Origin of the sequence: Immundisolibacter sp., from assembly GCF_028696615.1 — a bacterium.
GTDB lineage: Bacteria > Pseudomonadota > Gammaproteobacteria > Immundisolibacterales > Immundisolibacteraceae > Immundisolibacter.
In genome coordinates this window covers 1-20,534 of record NZ_JAQVGQ010000019.1, presented here as the reverse complement: position 1 = coordinate 20,534, position 20,534 = coordinate 1, and the positions used below count along the sequence as shown (strand labels likewise).

Annotated in this window: 19 protein-coding genes and 1 pseudogene; 8 read left to right on the top strand and 12 right to left on the bottom strand. The window is 68.3% G+C overall.

Features of this window, described 5'->3' with window-relative positions; all coding sequences use genetic code 11:
* Positions 1-114 (bottom strand): annotated as a pseudogene (locus PHC73_RS13910) (isochorismatase); the annotation flags it as partial.
* 140 nt (positions 115-254) lie between these two features.
* Here PHC73_RS13910 and PHC73_RS02645 point away from each other — a divergent pair.
* Entirely contained in the window at positions 255-707 is a 453-nt protein-coding gene (locus PHC73_RS02645) for a CBS domain-containing protein (RefSeq protein WP_300124112.1), read from the top strand.
* Between the two features lie 390 nt (positions 708-1,097).
* On the opposite strand, the gene PHC73_RS02640 is transcribed toward PHC73_RS02645, so the two are convergent.
* From PHC73_RS02640 to PHC73_RS02590, 11 genes are all read right to left on the bottom strand, one after another.
* Positions 1,098-1,601 carry an aromatic-ring-hydroxylating dioxygenase subunit beta gene (locus PHC73_RS02640; protein WP_300124109.1) on the bottom strand — a complete coding sequence of 168 codons (504 nt, stop codon included), beginning with the start codon at positions 1,599-1,601 and terminating at the stop codon, positions 1,098-1,100.
* Positions 1,591-2,940 (bottom strand): aromatic ring-hydroxylating dioxygenase subunit alpha, encoded by a 1,350-nt coding sequence (locus PHC73_RS02635; RefSeq protein WP_300124107.1) that lies wholly within the window; start codon positions 2,938-2,940, stop codon positions 1,591-1,593. Before PHC73_RS02635 ends, PHC73_RS02640 begins: the two co-directional genes overlap by 11 nt.
* Before the next feature lie 86 nt (positions 2,941-3,026).
* Complete coding sequence (locus PHC73_RS02630; protein ID WP_300124105.1) at positions 3,027-4,001, bottom strand: dihydrodipicolinate synthase family protein; 975 nt, start codon at positions 3,999-4,001, stop codon at positions 3,027-3,029.
* A gap of 66 nt (positions 4,002-4,067) precedes the next feature.
* Positions 4,068-5,060, bottom strand: coding sequence for a cytochrome d ubiquinol oxidase subunit II (locus PHC73_RS02625; protein ID WP_300124103.1), 993 nt, complete (start codon positions 5,058-5,060; stop codon positions 4,068-4,070).
* Positions 5,060-6,376 (bottom strand): cytochrome ubiquinol oxidase subunit I, encoded by a 1,317-nt coding sequence (locus tag PHC73_RS02620; protein ID WP_300124101.1) that lies wholly within the window; start codon positions 6,374-6,376, stop codon positions 5,060-5,062. The genes PHC73_RS02625 and PHC73_RS02620 overlap by 1 nt, the downstream gene beginning before the upstream one ends.
* 44 nt (positions 6,377-6,420) lie before the next feature.
* Positions 6,421-6,840 (bottom strand): YeeE/YedE family protein, encoded by a 420-nt coding sequence (locus PHC73_RS02615; RefSeq protein WP_300124098.1) that lies wholly within the window; start codon positions 6,838-6,840, stop codon positions 6,421-6,423.
* Positions 6,837-7,268 carry a YeeE/YedE family protein gene (locus PHC73_RS02610; protein ID WP_300124096.1) on the bottom strand — a complete coding sequence of 144 codons (432 nt, stop codon included), beginning with the start codon at positions 7,266-7,268 and terminating at the stop codon, positions 6,837-6,839. The genes PHC73_RS02615 and PHC73_RS02610 overlap by 4 nt, the downstream gene beginning before the upstream one ends.
* A gap of 7 nt (positions 7,269-7,275) precedes the next feature.
* Positions 7,276-8,136, bottom strand: a complete 861-nt coding sequence (locus PHC73_RS02605) for an MBL fold metallo-hydrolase (protein ID WP_300124093.1) — start codon at positions 8,134-8,136, stop codon at positions 7,276-7,278.
* A 96-nt stretch (positions 8,137-8,232) separates the two neighbouring features.
* Positions 8,233-11,310 carry an efflux RND transporter permease subunit gene (locus PHC73_RS02600; RefSeq protein WP_300124091.1) on the bottom strand — a complete coding sequence of 1,026 codons (3,078 nt, stop codon included), beginning with the start codon at positions 11,308-11,310 and terminating at the stop codon, positions 8,233-8,235.
* On the bottom strand, positions 11,307-12,392 hold the full coding sequence (locus PHC73_RS02595; protein ID WP_300124089.1) for an efflux RND transporter periplasmic adaptor subunit: 1,086 nt from the start codon (positions 12,390-12,392) through the stop codon (positions 11,307-11,309). The genes PHC73_RS02600 and PHC73_RS02595 overlap by 4 nt, the downstream gene beginning before the upstream one ends.
* A 224-nt stretch (positions 12,393-12,616) precedes the next feature.
* Positions 12,617-13,579 carry a hypothetical protein gene (locus PHC73_RS02590; protein ID WP_300124087.1) on the bottom strand — a complete coding sequence of 321 codons (963 nt, stop codon included), beginning with the start codon at positions 13,577-13,579 and terminating at the stop codon, positions 12,617-12,619.
* A gap of 464 nt (positions 13,580-14,043) precedes the next feature.
* Here PHC73_RS02590 and pilB point away from each other — a divergent pair, with 464 nt between their 5' ends.
* The 7 genes from pilB to PHC73_RS02555 all read left to right on the top strand — a co-directional run.
* Positions 14,044-15,759, top strand: coding sequence for a type IV-A pilus assembly ATPase PilB (gene pilB, locus PHC73_RS02585; protein WP_300124084.1), 1,716 nt, complete (start codon positions 14,044-14,046; stop codon positions 15,757-15,759).
* An 8-nt stretch (positions 15,760-15,767) separates the two neighbouring features.
* Positions 15,768-16,994 carry a type II secretion system F family protein gene (locus PHC73_RS02580; RefSeq protein WP_300124082.1) on the top strand — a complete coding sequence of 409 codons (1,227 nt, stop codon included), beginning with the start codon at positions 15,768-15,770 and terminating at the stop codon, positions 16,992-16,994.
* Positions 16,995-16,996: 2 nt separating this feature from the next.
* Positions 16,997-17,839, top strand: a complete 843-nt coding sequence (locus PHC73_RS02575) for an A24 family peptidase (RefSeq protein WP_366949784.1) — start codon at positions 16,997-16,999, stop codon at positions 17,837-17,839.
* Positions 17,839-18,456, top strand: coding sequence for a dephospho-CoA kinase (coaE, locus tag PHC73_RS02570; protein ID WP_300124078.1), 618 nt, complete (start codon positions 17,839-17,841; stop codon positions 18,454-18,456). Before PHC73_RS02575 ends, coaE begins: the two co-directional genes overlap by 1 nt.
* A 19-nt stretch (positions 18,457-18,475) precedes the next feature.
* A complete protein-coding gene (gene zapD / locus PHC73_RS02565) occupies positions 18,476-19,249 on the top strand; it encodes a cell division protein ZapD (protein ID WP_300124075.1) in 774 nt (257 codons plus the stop codon).
* Positions 19,246-19,419, top strand: coding sequence for a DNA gyrase inhibitor YacG (locus PHC73_RS02560; protein WP_366949783.1), 174 nt, complete (start codon positions 19,246-19,248; stop codon positions 19,417-19,419). The genes zapD and PHC73_RS02560 overlap by 4 nt, the downstream gene beginning before the upstream one ends.
* A 73-nt stretch (positions 19,420-19,492) precedes the next feature.
* Positions 19,493-20,534, top strand: a 1,042-nt coding sequence (locus tag PHC73_RS02555) for a 3-deoxy-D-manno-octulosonic acid transferase (RefSeq protein WP_300124069.1), incomplete at its 3' end; no start/stop codon positions are given.

The window sequence follows — 20,534 nt, the reverse complement described above, 5'->3', positions numbered from 1 at the left end:
ATTGATGACCGGCACCACCGCCTCGCCGCCCGGCACGTACAGGCGGCCGGCCGGGTCGGCGAAATCGTTTTGCACATCAACCACCACGAGCGCGGTGTGTGAGTCGTACTGCACGCGAAAAGCCTCGATTCGGAGCCGGAATCATCATGCGATAGGTTCGCCGCCAGCGGCCACAGCGGCGGTTGACGCCGGTCATGGCCAGCGGCCGCTGACGACAGCATGATGCTTTTTTTGCCCCCCCCCGGAGCCCTGCCATGCCCGTTGCCGACATTTGCAGCCGTGGCGTCGTCATCGCCAGTCCCGACGATTCCCTGCGCACCGTCGCCCAGTTGATGCGCCAGCACCACGTAGGCAGCGTGGTGGTGACGCGTGACGAGGCCGGCCTGTGCCGACCGGTCGGCATCATCACCGACCGCGACATCGTGCTGGCGGTGGTCGCCAAAGACGTGTCGCCGGACGCGGTCAGCGCCGGTGACGTGATGAGCGAACCGCTCGCCACGGCCCGCGAGAGCGACGAAATCTGGGACGTGCTCGAGCGCATGCGCACGCGCGGCGTGCGTCGCCTACCGGTGGTGGGCACGCGCGACGAACTGGTCGGCATCGTCAGCGCCGACGACGTGCTGGAGCTAGTGGCCGAAGAACTGGTGAACCTGGCGCGCATCATCAGCCGCGAGCAGCGTCAGGAAACCATCCGCCGCGCCGACTGAGAGCTTGTGAATTTTTCAAGCTCTCAGGCCGGCCAGGGATGGCCGGACGAGAATCGAGCCCGCAAGGGCTTGATTCGCGGGAGCCCGTCCGGGCATGTACCGGACGGGCGACGCAAGAAATGCGCAGGACGCGCATTTCTTCACAAACCCTGAGGGCTTGTGAATTTTTCAAGTCCCGAGGCCGGCCAGGGATGGCCTGACGCGAATCGAGCTCGCCAGGGCTTGATTCGCGCGAGCACGTCCGGGCGTGTACCGGACGGGCGACGCAAGAAATGCGCAGCACGCGCATTTCTTTGCACACTCTGGGACGCCGGAAAGCCCGGCCGGCAGGCGCCGACCGGGCCGGCGCGTGCCCCGGCATGCAGCAGACGCCCGCCTCGATCAGCCGGCTCAGATATTGAACACATCCATCTGACGCGGGATCACGTCGTTGCAGACCACGATGTATTTCTCGCGGATCTGCAGCGCGTCGCCGGTGCGCGCCAGGCGGTAGCGGTAGTGGCCGAAGAACATGTCGGTGCGCTGCTCTTCGTGCTTGTAGGTGTTGACCTGGAAGTTGGCGGTGGCGATCAGCTGGTCGGCGCTCACCTCGCGCAGGCGGATGTTGGTCACCAAGTGGCGCGTGCGCGGCAGGCGCAGCAGCGACGACGACAGCCCCGACTCGATGCGCCATACCCGATCGGCCAGGCGATCGCGGTTGCCGCAGTAGATGAGCGAAATCTCGCCCTTGGGGTTGTCGATCAGCTCGTCGTCGTCGTGCCAGGACGGCGCCCAGTAGACGGCGTCTTCCCGGTACAGGGCGAGCCAGTCGTGCCAGCGCCGCTCGTCCAGGCAATCGGCCTCTTCGAGCAGCAGTTCGGTGACGGCTTCCTTGAGGAGCAGATCAGGCGACATGGCGCTTGGCCTCCGCGCGGCGCAGACCTTCGGTCATCAGCTTCAACCACTGCCGGTACTCGCCGTGGTAGAGCGTTTCGTCGGCAAAACGCCCGGCGCTGACCTGCGGATTGAAGCCGAGCTCACGGGCGTGCTCGTCGGGACCGATGACGCGCCGCTTCATGCCGCGGTCGAAGTCCTGCCACTGCGCATTGCGCCCGTAGTAACCGGACTGACAGGCGTCGAATTCGGTCAGGTCGTCCGGCGTGGCGATGCCGCTGGCGCCGTAGAAATCCTCGTACTGGCGCACCCGCCGCTCGCGCGCTTCTTCGCTCTCGCCACGGGGCGCCACGCAGTAGGCGTGCACCTCGGTCTGGTCGGGCGCGATCGGCCGCCAGGAGCGCAGCTGCGTGGAAATGCCGTCGAACAGGATCACGTTCGGGTAGATCAATACCTGACGCAGACGCCCGGCCATCCACTTGGCGTGCAGCGGGCCCACGCGCGCCTCGAGCGCGTCGTACTGCATCCCCAGCGCCCGGTCGCGGAAGTTCGGGATGTCGGTCCAGATCATGACGTGGCCGTTGCCGAGGTCGTAATTGCCGTTTTGCGTGTTCTTCATGTCGACCTTGATGGCCTTCACGTTGTCCGCACCGCCCGCGGCCGCCGCCGCCTTGGCGCGCTCTTGCGCCAGGCGAAAGTACGACGCGTGCACGATGTCGACGTGGTAGCCGTCGACGCCGTTCTCGGCTTGCATCTTCCAGTTGCCGCGATGCGTGTACACGGAATGCCCGCGCAGCACTTCGAGCCCTTCGGCCGACTCGTTGGCGAACAGTTCCAGGAACGGTGCCGCGGCCGCCAGATGCGTTTTGATGTCCGGCACGTCCGGGTTGAGACTGGCGAAGATGAAGCCGTGATAGCTCGCCACGTGCGGCACCGGGGTGAGGCCAAAGTCGGCTTTGTGCCAGTGATCGGGGTAGGCGCCGTCGGCCTCGTCTTTCACGTCCAGCAGCGCGCCTTTGTTGTCGTACACCCAGCCGTGATACGGGCAGGTGAACAGCTTGGCGTTGCCGCGCGCCTTGCGGCACACCAAGGCGCCGCGATGCGAGCAAGCGTTGATGAAACCGCGCAGCACGCCGTCCGCGCCGCGGGCGATGACGACCGGCTGGCGGCCGATGACGGTGGTCAGGTAGTCGTTGGGCTTCGGAATCTGGCTGTCGTGGCCGATGTAGACCCAGGTGCCTTCCCAGATGTGCTCGAGCTCGAGCTCGAAAATTTCGGGGTCGGTGTAGATGGAGCGGTGGACCTTGAAGGTCTCGCCCGGTTTGTCGACGATGCGCCAGGTCAGGTCTTCGATGCGCATGGGGGCCTCCGTGGGGTGAGGGCGTATCGCGCCGCCGGGCCTGCGGCGGCGCTGGGTTGCCATTGTGCAGCCGCCGGTCAGCGGTATTAGCGGTATTTACGCGCGCATAGCTCGGCCCAGGCCCGGCCGCTAGCCTCGGCCAGTGCGCGCCAGTCGTCGGGCAGGTCCTCATAGGGCGCCCGACACGGCCCGGCATTGATGTAACCGGCGGCGTTGCAGCGGACCTTCTCCACCTGCACGTTGTACTTGGAGAACTCGCGAAAATCCGGAATGGCGTTCGGCAGGGCGTTCAGCTCGCTCATGATGGTGCCCATGCGCGCCGTGTCGCCGGCCTCGAGCGCCCGCTGCAGGGCCACGATGGGCTCTGGCCCCATGGCGCAGCTGGTCGACCACATGCCCTTCAGGCGATCGCCCACCATCTCGTAGGCCATCGGCACGGCAAAGTCGATCGGCAGGAACTGCACGTGCGGCGCCGCATCCATGCTGGCCGGCAGGTCGATCAGCATGTTCTTGGGATCCATCAGGTTGCCGACGTACTTACAGGTGACCACGGTCGGGCAGTGCTTGCCGACGCCGGCCCAGAACTCGACCGGGAAGGTGGATTTGAAAAACAGCGGGTTGGCGTAGACCATCAGACCCATGTCCGGCACCGCCTCGGCCAGATCCGCATAGAACTTCACCGAGTTGGTGAGGGTCGGCGTCTGCCACAGCGGCAGGCCGACGAAGCCGCCCTCGGCGCCGAGTTCCCGGAACAGGCGCATCTGGCGCACCGTCTCCTTGGTGCCGAGCGTGGTGATGCCGGCGAACACCGGCACGCGGCCGCGGGCGACCTCGACGATGGTGCGCGTGAAGGCGAGCTTTTCCTCCAGCGTCAGCGCCGCGCACTCGCCGGTGGTGCCGTTGGCGGCGATCGAGCCGATGCCGGCGGCGATCAGCTGCTCGGTCATGCGCGCCGTCTCGTCGAGATCGACCGAGTTCTCGTATTGCCAGCCGCCCTGACCCGCCTTGCACGGCGTCGGGATCATGGCGGACACGCCGCGGATATCGTCTTTGGTCAGCATGGGCAGGGCCTCCTGGCGGTAAAAAACGGCAATGGTAACGGCTGGCGAGTCCTTGCTGAATGCCCGTCACTCGTAACGCAGCTCGCCCGCCTCGCCCCAGAACACCCGGTACACGTAGACGGTGTACGCCACGATGGCCGGCAGCGTGATCACCACGCCGACCAAAATGAATTTGAGCGACTCCGGCGCCGCCGCGGCCTGCCACGCGGTGAGCCGGTCCACCACCAGGTACGGGTACAGGCTGTAGGCCAGACCGATCGCCGCCAGCACGAACAAGCCGACCGCGCAGGCGAACGGTTCCCACGGCCGCGGCAGGTCCGCCTGGCACAGGCGTTTCAGGCGCCGGTCGGCCACCAGCAGCAGCACGGCGCTGGCCAGCGGCACCTCCAGTAGCAGGATGAACTGCGGCATCAAGAACCATTTTTGAAAAATTCGCTCGCTGGCCAGCGGTGTCGCCAGCGACACCGCCGCCAAGCCGAGCGCCGTGCCCCACAGGGCGCGCCGCGCCCAACCGGCGGCACGGCGCTTGAGCGGGGCGCTGGTTTTCATCAACAGCCAGCAGGCGCCCAGCAGCGTGTAGGCGGCCATCAGACACAGGCCGATCAAGGCCGCGAACAGGGTCGGCCACAGCCCCGCGGCGAAGCCCAGCACGTACTTGCCGAGCATGAAGCCCTGCGCGAACGCCGCCAGCGCCGAGCCGGCCACGAAGGCGCGGTTCCACAGCGCCTTGTGCTCGGCACGCGCCTTGACGCGAAAGTCGAACGCCACCCCGCGCAGGATCAGCCCGACCAGCATGAAGGCCACCGGCAGGTAGAGCGCCGTCAGCACCACGCCGTGCGCCTGCGGGAAGGCCACCAGCAAAATGCCGGCGCCGAGCACCAGCCAGGTCTCGTTGGCGTCCCAGAACGGGCCGATGGCGGCGATCATGCGGTCCTTGTCGGCGTCGTCCACCAGCGGCAGCAGCAGACCCACGCCCAGATCGAAGCCGTCCAGCACCACGTAGGCCAGCATCGCCACGCCCATCAGGGCCATGAAGATCAACGGCAGAGCCTGTTCCATCACGCACCCCCTGCGTCGCCGGCCTTGCGTGCCAAATAAAACAGCACGCTCACGTAAGCCACGATCAGCACCGCATACAGCGTCAGATACAGCGCGAGACTGAGGCCGATCATCGGCGCCGGCACGCCGGAGGCGACTTCGGCGGTGCGCAGCACACCGTAGACGATCCACGGTTGGCGGCCGATCTCGGTCACGTACCAGCCGGCCAGCACCGCCAGCCAGCCGGAGAAAGTCATCGCCAGCAGCGCACGCTGCACCACCTGCGTGGGCTCGCCGCCGCGGCGCATCTGCCAGGCGGCGAGCCAGCTCACCGCCAGCATCAAAAGGCCCACGCCCACCATGACGCGAAACGCCCAGAACAGCGGCGCCACCGGCGGGTGATCCGGAAAGCTGTCGAGACCGCGCAGCTCGCCATCGCGGCTGTGGGTCAGGATCAGGCTGGCCGCATCCGGCAGCGTGATCTCGAAGCGGTTGCTGCGCGTTTTCTCGTCCGGCCAGGCGACAAGGCGCAGGTCCGCGGCGCGCTCGGTGTGCCAGATGGCCTCCATGGCGGCGATCTTGGCCGGCTGGTGTTCGAGCGTATTCAAACCGTGCAGGTCGCCGACTGCGATCTGCAGCGGGATCAGCACCGCCGCCAGGCGCACCGCCGGGCGCTGGGTGACGGCGAGCTCCGCACTGCGCTCGCCGCGCAGGCGGCGGTAGGCGCTCAGGCCGGCGACCAGAAACGCCACCGTGAGTCCCGACGCCAGCATCATGTGCACGAACCGGTACGGGAAGGACGGATTGAAAATCACCGCCCACCAACTCGCCGCATGCGCCTGGCCGTCGATCAGCCGATAGCCAGCCGGCGTCTGCATCCAGGAATTGAGCGCCAGGATCCAGAACGCCGACAGGCTGGTGCCGACCGCCACCAGCGCGGTGGCGGTCAGGTGCATGCGCTCGGACACGCGGCGCTGGCCGAACAGCATCACGCCAAGAAACGTGGCCTCCAGAAAGAACGCCGTCAGTACCTCGTAACCCAGCAGGGGACCGGCGATGTTGCCCACGCGCTGCATGAAGCCCGGCCAGTTCGTACCAAACTGAAAACTCATGGTCACGCCGCTGACCACACCGAGCGCGAACGACAGCGCGAACACCTTGACCCAGGTGCGGTACGCCGCCAGCCACGGCGCCCCCTGCACGCCGCGCCCGCGCAGCCGGAAATACAGCAGCAGCCAGGCCAGCGCCATGTTGATGCTGGGAAACAGGATGTGAAAGCTGATGTTGGCGCCAAACTGCAGGCGCGCCAGCAGCAGCGGGTCGGCCGGTACGTTCATTCCGGATAAACCAGCGGTTGCGAAGACGGGTGCCGCATCGCCATCTAACGCCCGCCGTCCTGCCACACCTTGCAGGCCAACGAACCGGCGATCATGGCGGCGACGAACAGCCACGGCTCGGCGGTGCCGAGCGTGAGCGCCACCAGCGCCGGGCCGGGGCAGTAGCCGGCCAATCCCCAGCCAATGCCGAACAGCGCCGCCCCGGCCACCAACTGCGCATCGACCCGCCGCTTGGTGGGCAGATGAAACACCGTATCCAGGCGCGGACGCGGGCGGCGCAGCACCCAGGGAAACAACGTCGCCGTGACGCCGGCGCCGCCGCCCATCACCAGGATGAGGCTCGGATCCCAGGCGCCGGCCACGTCCAGGAAGGCCAACACCTTGTTGGGGTCGATCATCTGCGCCAGCGCCAGTCCCACACCGAACAACACGCCGCACAGCGCGGCCGCCAGCACCCGGCTCATGGCTGCCCCCCGAGCAGGTGACGCGTCACGTACACCGTGAGCATGCCGAAGCCGACGAAGGTGGCGGTCGCCACCAGCGAGCGCAGCGAGCGTCGGCCAAGGCCGCACACGCCGTGCCCGCTGGTGCAGCCGCTGCCCAGGCGGGTGCCGAAGCCGACCAGAAAGCCGGCCACCAGCAACGTCGGCAGCGGAAAGCCCTGGCGCGGCACAAACGCGTGCGGCGTCAACCACCAGAACGCGCCGCCGCCGGCCAGCATGCCGAGCAGGAACGCCACGCGCCAGGCGGTGTCGCCTTTCTGGCGCGCCAGGGCACCGTTCAGGATGCCGCTGATGCCGGCGATGCGGCCGTTCAGGTACAGCAGCAGCACGGCCGCGACGCCGATCAGCAAACCACCGCCGAGCGCGGTGTAAGGCGTGAAATGCGTCATGGGCGCCTCATAGCACGTCCAGCGGGAGCTTCAGGTACGACACACCGTTGTCCTCCGGCGGCGGAAACTGGCCGGCGCGAATGTTGACCTGGATCGACGGCAGGATCAGCTTGGGCATCGCCAGCGTGGCGTCGCGCGCCGTGCGCAGGCCGACGAAGGCGTCCAGGTCGACCGCGTCGCGCAAATGGATGTTGCTGCGCCGCTGCTCGCCGACGGTGGTCTGGCAGCGCGCCTCCCGGCCGGCCGGCGGGTAGTCGTGGCACACGAACATCCGCGTGCCGTCGCCAAGCCCGTACAACCGATGCACCGACTCGTACAGGGTGGCCGCATCGCCGCCCGGAAAATCGCAGCGCGCGCTGCCGACGTCCGGCAGGAACAGCGTATCGCCCACGAACACGGCGTCTGCGACCACGTAGCTGACGCTGTCGTTGGTGTGGCCCGGGGTGGCCAGCACGTGCACGACCAGGTCGCCAAGCTGCAGGCTGTCGCCGTCGCCGACCAGCCGGTCGAACTGCGAACCGTCGGTCGGAAACTCAGCTCCCAGGTTGAACACCCGCGCGAACGTGCGCTGCACGTCGCGGATGCCGGCACCGATCACCACCGCCGCACCCAGGCGCTCCTTGAGGTAAGCGGCCGCGGTCAGGTGATCGGCGTGGGCGTGGGTCTCCAGTATCCACGCCACGTCCAGGGCGCGCTCCTGTACCGCCTGCAGCAGGCGATCGGCGCTGGTCCTGCTGGTGCGCCCGGCGGCGGCGTCGAAATCCAGCACCGGATCGACGATGGCCGCCTGGCGGCTGCGCGGATCGGCCACCACGTACGACCAGGTGCCGGTTGCGGCGTCGAAAAACGGCAACACATCGACTTTCATTGGGCTATCCCCCGGTTTTGGCACAGGAAACCACCGAGCACGCTACCACCGCAGGGGGCGGCGGCGGGCAGATGGCGCAGCCAGGGCCCCACCTGCTCATGCGGACTGCGGCGCGGGCGCGGCCGACCGCCGGCGCAGCCGCGCCAGCCCCTGCTCGGTCAGCGAATACAACGCCGGCACCACCAGCAGCGTGAGCACGGTCGAGCTCAGCATGCCGCCAATGATGGTCACCGCCAGCGGCCCGTTGGCCTCGAAGCCGGTGCCGAAGCCGAGCGCCGCCGGCATCATGGCCAAGATGATGGTGAGCGAGGTCATCAGCACCGGGCGCAGGCGCACCGGGCAGGCCTCCAGCAGCGCCTGGTCAATGCTCCTGCCGTCTGCGCGCAGCTGGTTGGCCAGGTCGACCAGCAGGATCGAGTTCTTGGCCACCAGCCCCACCAGCAGCACCATGCCGATCATCGAGTAGATATTGAGCGTCATGTCGTACAGCCATAGGCCGAACAAGGCACCGACCGCCGCCAGCGGCTGCGCCACCATGATGATGAACGGCTGCAGCAGCGAGTTGAACTGGCTGGCCAGCACCATGTACAGCAGCACCAGCGCCAGCGCGAAGGTGCCGGTGAGGATGCGCACGGTGTCGGCGAAATCCTTGGTCTGCCGCACCATGGTCAGTTCGTAGCCCTCGGGCAGCTGGCCGGCGGCCGCCTGCACGACGGCGACCGCCTGGTTGAGCGGAATCTTCGGCTCGGCGTAGAAATTGGCCGCGTAGCGCAGGTCGTAGCGCGAGATCAGCGCCGGGCCCAGGCGTTCCTCGAAACGCGCCACGGTGTCGGCGCGCACCAGCTCGCCGCTGGCGCTGCGCAGGTAAATGCGCCGCAAATGCTCGGGCCGCGTCACCTGACCCTCGATGGCCTTGATGCGCACGTCGTAGCGCTCGCCGTCGCCGGGCTCGTCGTTGAAATAGGCCACGTCCTGCCCACCCATCAGCAGGTTCACCGCCTGCGACACGGTGGCGGCGTTCAGGCCCAAGCTGGCCGCGCGCACGCGGTCGACGTCGAGCTTGAACTGCGGCAGGTCGAGCTTGAGGTCCAGATCGACATAACCCAGCTGCGGATGCTCTGCCGACAGTTTGGCGTGCAGGTCCTTGGCCAGCTGCGCCACGCGCGTCAGGTCCACCCCGCGCAGCACGAACTGCAGCGGCTCGCCGCGCGAGCCCTGCACCGCCGGCACGCGCCCGGCAAACGCCTCGATGCCGGGAATGTCGGCGAGTCCCGCCTGCACGCGGCGGATCACCTCGAACTGGTGTGCCGCGCGCTGCTCGGCCGGCTTCAGGCGCACGAACACCATGCCCTGGCTGACCTGCCCGAGCGGTCCGATGCCGAGCGCCGACCAGTAGTCGCGCACCTCGGGCTGCGCCTCGAGCAGCGCTTCCACCACACGCATGCGTTGCTCGGAGTAGTCCAGGCTCGAGCCGAGCGGCGTCTTGAAGGTGACCAGAAAGCCGTTCTCGTCCACGTCCGGCTCGAACGTCTTGCCGATCACGCCAAACAGCACGCCGGCCGGCAACACCAGCAGCACGGCCACGCCCAGCGTGCTCCAGCGCCAGCGCAACACCCCGCGCAGCGCCCGCCGGTAAGCGGCTTCCACCTTGTCCATGACGGCCAGACTCGCCCGCGCCAGCCGTCCGTGCTGCACGTCCACCTTCAGCAGGCGCGAACACAACATGGGCGTCAGCGTCACCGCCACGAACAGCGAGGCCAGCACGCCGGTGGTGACCACCACCGCGAACGACTCGAAGAACAGGCCGATGATGCCGTCCATGAAGATCACCGGCCCGAAGATGCACACAAGCGCAAACGTGGCGGCGATGACGGCGAAATACACCTGCTGCGTGCCATCGGCCGCCGCGCGCAGCGGCTCGCCCGGCCGCTCGTGCATGTGCCGATGGATGTTCTCCAGCACCACGATGGCGTCGTCCACCACCACGCCGATCAGCAGCAGCAGCGCCAGCATGGTCATGGTGTTCAGGGTGTAACCCATGAAATACATGATCAGCACCGCCGCCAGCAGCGACACCGGGATGGCGAGCGCCACGATCACGGTGGCGCGCCAGTTGACCAGGAACACGAACACCACCAGCGCCGCCAGGCCGGCGCCGAGGTAAATGTGCTCGGTCAGCGCGGCGATCACGCGCCGGATGTAGTCGCTGTCGTCCCAGGCGATCGACAGGTCCATGCCCGGTGGCAGCGCCGGGCGGAACTCGGTTTCGAGGCGCCGCTTCACCTCGTCGGCGATGGCTACCGTGTTGGCGTTGCTGATCTTGACGATGCCGAGCCCCATCGACACCTTGCCGTCCTGGTAGGCCGCCTGGCGGCGGTCCTTGCCGGAATCCTCCACCCGCGCCACATCCTTGAGCAGGATCGGCGCGCCGTCGCGGTGGCCGACCACCAGGCGCTGCATCTCGGCCACCGAGTGGTATTCCTGGTCGAGCTTGATCAGGTGCTCGGTCTGGCCGCCGACCAGGAAACCGCCCGGCAACTGCAGGTGCTCGTTGGCAAGCGCGGCGGTGATGTCCTGCGCCGTGACGCCGAGCGCGGCGGCGCGCTCGAGGTCCACGTTCACGCGAATGGCGCGCTCGCGCACGCCGCCGAGCTGCACCTCGCCCACGCCGTCGATGGTTTCGAGCCGCTTCTTGAGCACCGTGCGGGCGTAGGTGTCGAGCTGCGGGTCTGTGCGATCACCCTCCAGCGACAGCCACAGGATGGCCTGCGAGCCCGTTTCCAGCTTGGCCACCACCGGCGCCTCGATGTCGTCCGGCAGGCGCTCGAGCGCCTGACTGACCTTGGTCTGCACCTCGTTGAAGGCGACGTCGACGTTTTTGCCGAGCTTGAAGATCACCACCACCAGCGAGGTGCCCGGCAGGGACTGCGACTCGATGCGCTCGATGCCGGGCGTGCTGTTGACGGCGCTCTCGACGACGTTGGTGACCGCCGCGTCCACCACCTCGGGGTTGGCGCCCTCGAGCCGGGTGATGACCGATACCGCCGGGAACTGGATTTGCGGGTAACGATCCACGCCGATGCGCTGGTAGGCGATCAGCCCGAACAGCACGATCAGCAGGCTCAGCATGAGCGCCAGCACGTGCCGCTGGATGGCGATTTCCGGCAGCGTCACGAGCCCTGCTCCCGCAGCTTCACCGCCGCGCCGTCCGACAGATACGCCGCGCCGTCGACGGCGATGCGCGCGCCGGCCTCGAGGCCGGACAGTACCTCGAGCTCGCTGCCCAGACGCTCGCCCACTTCAACCTTGACCTGGCGTGCCGTGTCGCCGTCCAGGCGATAGGCCACCTGACCGGCCGGGCGCAGCACCACGCTCACCGCCGGCACCACCACCGATTCGCGCCGCGTGAGCACCAGCTGCCCGACCACGCTGGCGCCGGGCGCCCAGTCGCCCGGGTTCCGCAACTCGACGATGGCCTCGCCGGCGCGGCTGCCGCTGCTCACCCGCGGCCGCAGCTCGGTCACGCGCCCGGTCACCCGCTGGCCGGGCGCGCTCGGCGTGGCCAGATACACCGTCTGCCCCACCTGCACGCGGCCGAGCACGGTTTCCGGCAGCGGCAGGTGCACGCGCAGCAGCGCGCGGGTGGCGATCTCGAACAGCGCCTGACCGTTGGCCACATAGGTGCCCTTGGACACCAGGCGCTGCTGGATCACGCCGTCCACCGGCGCCAGCACGGTGGTCTTGCTGACGCCGCGGGCGGCGATGTCGCGCCGTGCCTGGGCAGTGGCCAGCTGTTCAGTGAGCGCTTTCAGCTGCGCCTCGGCCTCGTCGAGCGCCGTTTCGGACACGAAACCGCCGCGCCCGAGACTGCGATAGCGCTCCACCACCCGGCGCTGGTTGTCGGCCAGGGCGGTCAGCCGCCCCACCTCGGCGCTGGCCGAGCGCAGCTCGTTGTCGTAGTCCACCTGCTCGATGCGCGCCAGCACCTGGCCGGCCTTGACCGGCTGACCCACGTCGACCCGCACCTCGACCAGCCGGCCCGCCACTTCGGCCGCCACCAGCGGCGCGGTCTGGGTGTCGATGTAACCGACCGACTCCTCGAGCACCTCCACCGGCCGCGTCGCCACCTGCGTGGCCGTAATCGACACCTGGCGCGGCGTTGGCGCCTGCGAGGCGCTCTCGGCGCCGCAGCCACCCAGTAGCACGAGCATGGTCAGCGCCAGCGCGCCCGCCCAATCCGAACGATTCGGTCGCATGAACCCCTGTCCTTGGCACGTTTGCGTGCACGGCGCCCCCGCCGGCCGCGCAAGCTTACCCGGCCGACGCGTCGCGCGCCGCACCCTCGGGACTTGGAAGAAGCCGTTTCAGCGGCCTCGCCGTACATGCCCACGAGGCCCTCATCGGTTCAACGCCTTACGCCATCGATTCAAGTCGGAACATCCTGCCCCGGATCAGACGATCCAAATGAATCATCTCGTTCCTAATCGGCCCCGGCTTGACACGGACAGGCCGCCGGGTGCGATTCGGCCAACGCACCGCCGCCGGTGCCGATCAGGCGCAGCGGCGGCAGCGTGCCTTCTGCACCCCACTCGTCCCGGCGCGGACCCTGCCAGGACACGATCAGACACTCGTCGGTCAGACACTCGGCACTATGCGCCCGGTACGGTGGCAGGATCACCGCCTGCCCGGCGCTGGCCGTGACCTCACCCGCGCCGGGCAGCGTGTAGCGCATCTGCCCGCGCACCAGCCAGGCCACCTCCTCGCCATGCACGGCGTGCGGCGCCGCGGCGTGTCCCGGCGCGGCGCGGCGCAGGCGCGTCACCGCCACGCTGACGTCGTCGCCCTGCCAGTGCCGAAACGCCACCGCATCGCCCGGATAGCTCATCAGGGTCGACTCGACCGTGGCCAGGTTGAACAGCGTGCGTACCGCCGGGCCGGCATAGTCGCTGCGTGCCGGCACTGGCGCGGCGGCTGGCCGACCATGGCCCGGAAAATATGCCGCGCCGTCCTCGGGCGGGTATTCCGGGCGCGGCGGCGTGACCACGCTCAGGATGCGGTTTTCGGTGTTGCCGAAGGCGCCAGTGTGGCGCACGCCGGCCTTGACCAGCACCGCGTCGCCTTCCCGCAGCGGGTAGTGGCGGCCACGTTCGTCGATGATTTCTGAGTCACCAGCCAGCTGTATGGCGAACTCCGTGCCGTGACTGTGAAAGGCGAGCTTGGCCGGCCGCGTCGCAGCCGCTGCCGGCGGAAAGCGAAACAAGGCCGTGCTCTGCCCACTACCGAACCGGTGCCGCATGTACACCGCGCCGGGCACCACCTCGCGCAGCGTCGCGCGATCGAGCTCCAGCAGGCGCAGTTCACCCGGATGCAGGCGCGGATCGTCGACCGCGGCCTGTGCCAGATTACCCAGCCATAAACCGGCCAGCACGACCATGGTTCGCATCATCAATCCTCTTTTTGCCTGTATGGGGTCAATGCGGCCGCCGGCGCCAGCGGTACGTTATTCACGCGGCACCGCGGCGAACCAGACAATTGCGCGTAGGGAAATGCTGAAAAATTCCCTCCCTGGAATTTTTCAGCTCACCGCCGCGCGGTGCACGCCCGCGCGGCGCTCCCTGAATCAAGGGCTTACGCCCTCGATTCAGGCCGGAGCTTCCTGCCCCGGGCGGGATGCGCTGAATAAATCAGCGCATCCGTAGGGGACTGCCTGCGTTGCCTGGCGCTCAACATTTCGACGCGCCGGCCGATAACCCACCATTCGCCTGCGATCGGCCAGCGCCACACCCGGTCACCCGCGATCGGTACCGGCAGCCCCATCCTCAGGCGATGTAACGCCGATTGCTATAGTAGCCATGCCAACGCAGGGTTCGAGGAATCCATGGCAACCGCAACGCATCGATGGCCGACATGGCAACGCCCAGCACCCGCATCAACCTGATTGGACTCGCCAGGCGTCTGGTCAACGACGGCGTCCTGACCGAAGGCGACGCCGTCGCCGCTTGCGAGGCCGCGGCCGCGCGCGAGCAATCGCTGGTCGCCTATCTGGTGGAAGAAAAACACCTGGATGCGGCGCGCCTCGCGCTGTGCGCGTCCAGCGAGTTCGGTTTGCCGCTGTTCGACCTGGATGCGCTGGATCCGGAGCTACTCGGCACGCACGGCGTCAGCGAGCCGATCATCCGCAAATACCGCGCCCTGCCGCTGTTCCGGCGCGGCAACCGGCTGTTCGTGGCGGTCTCCGACCCCGCCGACTACCGCGCGCTGGACGAAATCAAATTCAGCTCGGGCCTGGCCACCGAAGCGGTGCTGGTCGAGCACGACAAGCTGACCGCGCTGCTGAACCGGGTGCTGGCGGCCGCCGAGACCCAGCCGCTCGACGACATCAACGATGCCGACCTCAGCGCGCTGGTGGCGCCCGAACCCGGCCAAGCAGAGGACGATGCCGACGCGGTCGACGTCGACGACGCGCCGGTGGTGCGCTACATCAACAAGCTGCTGCTGGATGCCATCGGCAAAGGCGCCTCGGACCTGCACTTCGAACCCTACGAAAAACGCTACCGGGTGCGCTACCGCATCGACGGCATCCTGCGCGAGATGGCCGCGCCGCCGCCGGGGCTCGCCAACCGACTGGCAGCGCGCCTGAAAGTGATGGCGCGCCTGGACATCGCCGAACGGCGCGTGCCGCAGGACGGGCGCATCAAGCTCAAGGTGTCGCGCAACCGCTCGGTGGACCTGCGCGTCAGCACCTGTCCCACGCTCTACGGTGAGAAGATCGTCATGCGCGTGCTCGACGGCGGCGCCGGGCTGCTGACCATCGACCAGCTCGGCTTCACCGCCGAGCAGCGCGAACTGTTCGAGCACAACCTGAAAAAGCCCTACGGCATGGTGCTGATCACCGGCCCCACCGGCAGCGGCAAGACCGTCACCCTGTACGCGGGCCTGAAGGAGCTGAACCAGCCCGGCATCAATATCTCGACCGCCGAAGACCCGGTCGAGATCGTCATGGACGGCGTCAACCAGGTCAACGTCAACGTCAAGGCCGGCCTGACCTTTGCCAGCGCCCTGCGCTCGTTCCTGCGCCAAGACCCGGACGTGATCCTGATCGGCGAGATTCGCGACCTCGAAACGGCCGAGATCGCCGTCAAGGCGGCGCAAACCGGGCACCTGGTGCTGGCCACGCTGCACACCAACGACGCCCCGCAGAGCATCACCCGCCTGATGAACATGGGCGTGCCGTCCTACAACGTCGCCGCGGCGCTGAACCTCATCATGGCGCAGCGCCTGGCCCGGCGGTTGTGCAAACACTGCAAGCAGCCGCTGGACCTGCCGCGGCAGGTGCTGCTGCGCGAGGGCTTCACCGAGGAAGAAATCGACGCCGGCCTGACCGTTTACGACGCCACCGGCTGCGATCAGTGCAACGGCGGCTACAAGGGCCGCATCGGCATCTATCAGGTGATGCCGATTTCGGACGACATGCGCAAACTGATCACCCACGAGGCGTCGGACATCGAAATCGCCGCCCAGGCCCAGCGCGAGGGCATCGCCGATCTGGTGCGAGCCGGGCTGGACAAGGTCCGCGAGGGCGTCACCAGCCTCAGTGAGATCCACCGCATCACCAAGGATTGAACCCCGCCATGGCTGCCGCCCGCCCCGCCGCTCCCGAGCGCATCAACACCTACACCTGGAGCGGCTTCGACCGCAACGGCAAACGCCTGTCGGGCGAACTCAAAAGCGCCGATGAGCTGTTCGTGCGCGAGCAGCTGCGCAAGCGCGGCGTGCTGCGGGCGCGCGTGCGGCGCAAGTCGGCACTGTTCGAGGCGCGCCACAAGGTGTCGGCCGCCGACGTGGCGTATTTCACGCGCCAGCTCGCCACCATGCTCGAAGCCGGCGTGCCGATCGTGGCCTCGTTCGACATCATCGGTCGCGGCCACGACAACCCGGCCATGACCGAGATGCTGATGGCCATCAAAACGCAGATCGAAGGCGGCCTCAGCCTGCATGAGGCGCTGGCGCAGCACCCACGCCAGTTCAACGAACTGTACGTGAACCTGGTGGCGGCCGGCGAGCAGGCCGGCATCCTCGACAGCGTGCTCGGCAAGCTGTCCGTCTACCTCGAAAAATCAGAAGCGCTCAAGCGCAAGATTCGCTCGGCGTTGTTCTACCCGGCGGCGGTGATCGCGGTCGGTTTCATCGTCACCACCATCCTGCTTGTATTCGTAATCCCGCAGTTCGAGAGCCTATTCAAGGGCTTCGGCGCCGATCTGCCGGCCCTGACCGCCTGGGTGGTCGAGCTGTCGCGGGGGTTTCGCAAGTGGTGGTGGATGGTCATTTTGGGCGTGGCCGCGGCGGTGGTCGTGGCGATCCAGGCACACCGCCGCTCGGAGCGCTTTCGCGACTTCCTCGACGCCGCCGCGCTGCGCATCCCGCTGATCGGCGACATCATCCGCAAGGGTGCGGTGGCGCGCTTCGCGCGTACCCTGTCGACCATGTTCGGCGCCGGTGTGCCGCTGGTGGAGGCCATGGACTCGGTGGCGCGCGCCGTCGGCAACGTCGTCTACGAGAAAGGCATCCGCCGCATCCGCGACGATGTGGCTACCGGCAGCAGCCTGCACGTGGCCATGCTCAACACCAACCTGTTCGCGCACATGGTCAACCAGATGGTGGCTATCGGCGAGGAGTCGGGCTCCGTCGACCACATGCTGAGCAAGGTGGCCGACTTCTACGAAGACGAGGTCGATCAAATGGTCAGCCGCCTGACCAGCCTGATGGAGCCGCTGATCATGTCGGTGCTCGGCGTGATCGTCGGCGGGCTGGTGATCGCCATGTACCTGCCGATCTTCAAGCTCGCGTCGGTCTTTTGAGTATGCCGGTGCTGGGCCCGCCACTCGCCACCCCGGCGCTGTTCACGGTTGCCTGCCTGCTGGTCGGGCTGGTGGTGGGCAGCTTCCTGAACGTGGTGGCGCACCGCCTGCCGGTGATGCTGCAGCGACATTGGCAGACCGACACCGCCCCCCCGGGCGCACGCTACGACCTGATCGCGCCCGGCTCGCACTGCCCGCAATGCGGCGCGCCGATCGCCTGGTACCACAACGTACCGCTGCTGGGCTGGCTGTGGCTGCGCGGCCGCTGCGCGAGCTGCAAGGCGCGCATTCCGGCCCGCTACCCGCTGACGGAGCTCGCCGGCGGGCTGCTGGCGGCGGCCGCCGCGCTGCGCTTCGGGCCCGGCTTTGCGGCCATCGCCGCCGCCGCCTTGAGCCTCACGCTGCTGGTGCTCACGCGCATCGACATCGAACACCTGTTGCTGCCGGATGCCATCACGCTGCCCGGCGTATGGGCCGGGCTGCTGGTCAATCTCGGCGGCACCTTCACCGACCTGCGCTCGGCGGTCATCGGCGCGATGGCCGGTTACCTCAGCCTGTGGCTGGTGTATCACCTGTTCAAGTGGCTGACCGGCAAGGAAGGCATGGGCCATGGCGATTTCAAGCTGCTCGCCCTGCTCGGCGCCTGGCTTGGCTGGCAGGCGCTGCCGGCGTGCATCCTGCTGGCCTCGCTGCTCGGCAGCGTATACGGGCTCGCCAGCATCGCCCTGGCCGGCCGCGATCGCCAACAGCCATTCCCGTTCGGACCGTTTCTGGCCGTCGCCGGCTGGCTCGGCCTGATGTGGGGCGAGGCGCTGCGCGGCGCCTACCTGCAGGCGCTCGCCTGATGCTGGTGGTCGGCCTCACCGGTGGCATCGCGGCCGGCAAGTCCACGGCCACGGCGTTTTTTCGCGAACGCGGCGTGCCGGTGATCGATGCCGACGAGGTGGCGCGCGAGGTGGTCGCCCCCGGCACGCCAGGCCTGGCCGCCGTGGTCGATGCCTTCGGTCCTGGCGTGCTGCACGCCGACGGCACGCTCGACCGCCGCCGGCTGCGGGAAATCGTGTTTGCCGACCCGGTACAGCGCCGGCGCCTTGAAGGCATCCTGCACCCGCTGATCGAGGACCAGATCCGCGCCCGCCTGCAGCGGCTGCGTGCGCCGTACTGCATCCTGGCGGTGCCGTTGCTGGTCGAATCGCCAGCGCTGCGCGCCCTGGTGCACAGGGTGTTGGTGATCGACGTGCCGGTCGAGGTGCAGATCGCCCGCCTGATGCAGCGCGACCGCATGACCGCCGAACAGTGCCAGGCCATGCTGGCGGCGCAGGCGTCGCGCGCGCAGCGACTTGAAGGCGCCGATGACGTGGTCGACAATGCCACCGACATCGCCACCCTGCGACGCCAGCTCGAACAGTTGCATGCCCACTACCTCGAGCTCGCCCGGCGCGCGCCTACCCCTGCGCCCTGATGGGCACACCCGGCCAGTCATGAGTCCACCCGAGTCCGTCGCCTACGAGCAGCCGCTCAACGAGCGCATGCGCCTGCTGCTGCGGGTCGAGTTCGTGCTGCGCAACCTGCACGACAGCATAGGCGGGGACGAGGTCTGGCATCACCGCGCCGCGGTGACCCACCTGCTCGACCTGGCCGACCTGCTCACGCGCAGCGACGTGCGCGCCGAAGTCATCAAGGAACTCGAACGCCTGGCCGGCATACTCACCATCATGCAGGGGGCGCCGGAAGTCGACCGGGCCCGCCTGCAAGACGTGCTCGACCAGCTCGACAGCGAAGTCGACCGCCTGCACCGGGTGTCGCTGCCGTTCGCGCAGGCGCTGCTCGAGAGCGACATGATCGGCCAGCTGCGCAAGCGGCACAATCTGGCGCTCGGCAACTGCGATTTCGACCAGCCTGCCTACCGGCACTGGCTGGCCCGGCCGGTGGCGGCGCGCCAGCGCGACATCGCCGCTTGGACCGAGCCGCTCGCCGGTCTTGGCAGCGCCACCGCGCTGATCCTGTCGCTGATCCGGCAATCGGCGGCAGCGGCCGCCGAAACCGCGCAGCTCGGCTTCTATCAGCGCTCGCTCGATGCCAATCAGCCGCACCAGCTGCTGCGTATCCTGCTGCCGCCGGGGTCGCCCTATTACCCCGAAGTCAGCGCCGGCCGGCACCGCTTCTCGATCCGCTTCGTGCGTTATTGCGATCGCGGCAAACCACAACCGGCCGACGAGGATGTCGCCTTCCGCCTCATGTGCTGCAGCCTTTGAACCTACCCTGCCCCACCTGTCAGCGGCCTGCCGTGTGGTCGCCGGAAAACCCCTACCGGCCGTTTTGCAGCGAGCGCTGCAAGCTGGCCGATCTGGGCAGCTGGCTGAACGGCGACTACCGGCTGCCGGTCAGCGACGCCGATCGCGGCCCGCCTGCCGACGACGAGTGAATGCCCGTCGGGCGCCGGCGTGACCACCGTCGCCGCCTGGCGCTGCGCCTAACCGAAACCAGCCGCGACCGTCGTGCACCGCCGTCTGTATTCCCTGTTGACCGGCGCCGCCTTGCCGCTGGCGCTGGCGCGCCTGCTGTGGCGCAGCCGTCGGCTGCCCGACTATCGCCGCCGCTGGCCGCAGCGGCTCGGCTTCAGCCCGCCGGGCCCGGCCGGCAGCATCTGGCTGCACGCCGTGTCGGTGGGTGAGGTCAACGCCGCGCTGCCCTTGATCGAGACGTTGCGGCATGCCTACCCGGACCTGCCGCTGCTGGTCACCACCACCACCCCCACCGGCGCCCGGCAGCTGCGCGCGCGCCTGCCTACCGAAATCGGCCACTGCTACCTGCCCTACGATCTGCCGGGCGCCGTGAAGCGCTTTTTTCAACGCCACCGACCGCGCCTTGGCGTGATCATGGAAACCGAACTGTGGCCGAACCTGTACGCTGCCGCCGAAGCGGCACACGTGCCGCTGGTGCTGGCCAACGCCCGTTTGTCACCACGCTCGGCCCGCGGCTATGCCCGCTGGCCGCAGCTGACCCGGCAAACGCTGGCACGGCTGAGCGCCGTCGGCGCGCAGACTGCCGATGACGCGCGGCGGCTGGTCGCGCTCGGCCTGCCGCACGACCGCGTGACCATCACCGGCAACCTCAAATTCGACACCACACCCGCCAACCCGGCCGCCGGCCTGGCCCTGCGCGAGCGGCTCGGCCGCCAGCGTCCGGTGTGGCTGGCGGCGAGCACGCACGAGGGCGAAGAGGCGGCCGCGCTGCGCGCGCACCGGGCCGTGCTCGACGCCCATCCGGATGCGGCATTGATCCTCGCGCCCCGCCATCCGCAACGCTTCGCCGAGGTGGCCCGACTGTGCCGTGAACAGGGCTGGGCGCTTGCGCAACGCAGTGCCGACGACGGCGCCGCGTGTGTGGTGTACTTGGCCGACAGCCTGGGTAAGCTGCCGTCACTGATGGCCGCGGCGGATGTGGTGTTCGTCGCCGGCAGTCTTGGCTGCAGTCCCTCGGCCCGAGGCGGACACAATCTGATCGAACCCGCCCAGCAGGCCAAGCCGTCACTGTTCG

Bases quoted from the DNA above. Each gene is read 5' to 3' on its own strand.
- PHC73_RS02645 (WP_300124112.1), top strand. From the start codon at position 255: ATGCCCGTTGCCGACATTTGCAGCCGTGGCGTCGTCATCGCCAGTCCC.
- PHC73_RS02640 (WP_300124109.1), bottom strand. From the start codon at position 1,601: ATGTCGCCTGATCTGCTCCTCAAGGAAGCCGTCACCGAACTGCTGCTC.
- PHC73_RS02635 (WP_300124107.1), bottom strand. From the start codon at position 2,940: ATGCGCATCGAAGACCTGACCTGGCGCATCGTCGACAAACCGGGCGAG.
- PHC73_RS02630 (WP_300124105.1), bottom strand. From the start codon at position 4,001: ATGCTGACCAAAGACGATATCCGCGGCGTGTCCGCCATGATCCCGACG.
- PHC73_RS02625 (WP_300124103.1), bottom strand. From the start codon at position 5,060: ATGGAACAGGCTCTGCCGTTGATCTTCATGGCCCTGATGGGCGTGGCG.
- PHC73_RS02620 (WP_300124101.1), bottom strand. From the start codon at position 6,376: ATGAACGTACCGGCCGACCCGCTGCTGCTGGCGCGCCTGCAGTTTGGC.
- PHC73_RS02615 (WP_300124098.1), bottom strand. From the start codon at position 6,840: ATGAGCCGGGTGCTGGCGGCCGCGCTGTGCGGCGTGTTGTTCGGTGTG.
- PHC73_RS02610 (WP_300124096.1), bottom strand. From the start codon at position 7,268: ATGACGCATTTCACGCCTTACACCGCGCTCGGCGGTGGTTTGCTGATC.
- PHC73_RS02605 (WP_300124093.1), bottom strand. From the start codon at position 8,136: ATGAAAGTCGATGTGTTGCCGTTTTTCGACGCCGCAACCGGCACCTGG.
- PHC73_RS02595 (WP_300124089.1), bottom strand. From the start codon at position 12,392: ATGCGACCGAATCGTTCGGATTGGGCGGGCGCGCTGGCGCTGACCATG.
- PHC73_RS02590 (WP_300124087.1), bottom strand. From the start codon at position 13,579: ATGCGAACCATGGTCGTGCTGGCCGGTTTATGGCTGGGTAATCTGGCA.
- pilB (WP_300124084.1), top strand. From the start codon at position 14,044: ATGGCAACGCCCAGCACCCGCATCAACCTGATTGGACTCGCCAGGCGT.
- PHC73_RS02580 (WP_300124082.1), top strand. From the start codon at position 15,768: ATGGCTGCCGCCCGCCCCGCCGCTCCCGAGCGCATCAACACCTACACC.
- PHC73_RS02575 (WP_366949784.1), top strand. From the start codon at position 16,997: ATGCCGGTGCTGGGCCCGCCACTCGCCACCCCGGCGCTGTTCACGGTT.
- coaE (WP_300124078.1), top strand. From the start codon at position 17,839: ATGCTGGTGGTCGGCCTCACCGGTGGCATCGCGGCCGGCAAGTCCACG.
- zapD (WP_300124075.1), top strand. From the start codon at position 18,476: ATGAGTCCACCCGAGTCCGTCGCCTACGAGCAGCCGCTCAACGAGCGC.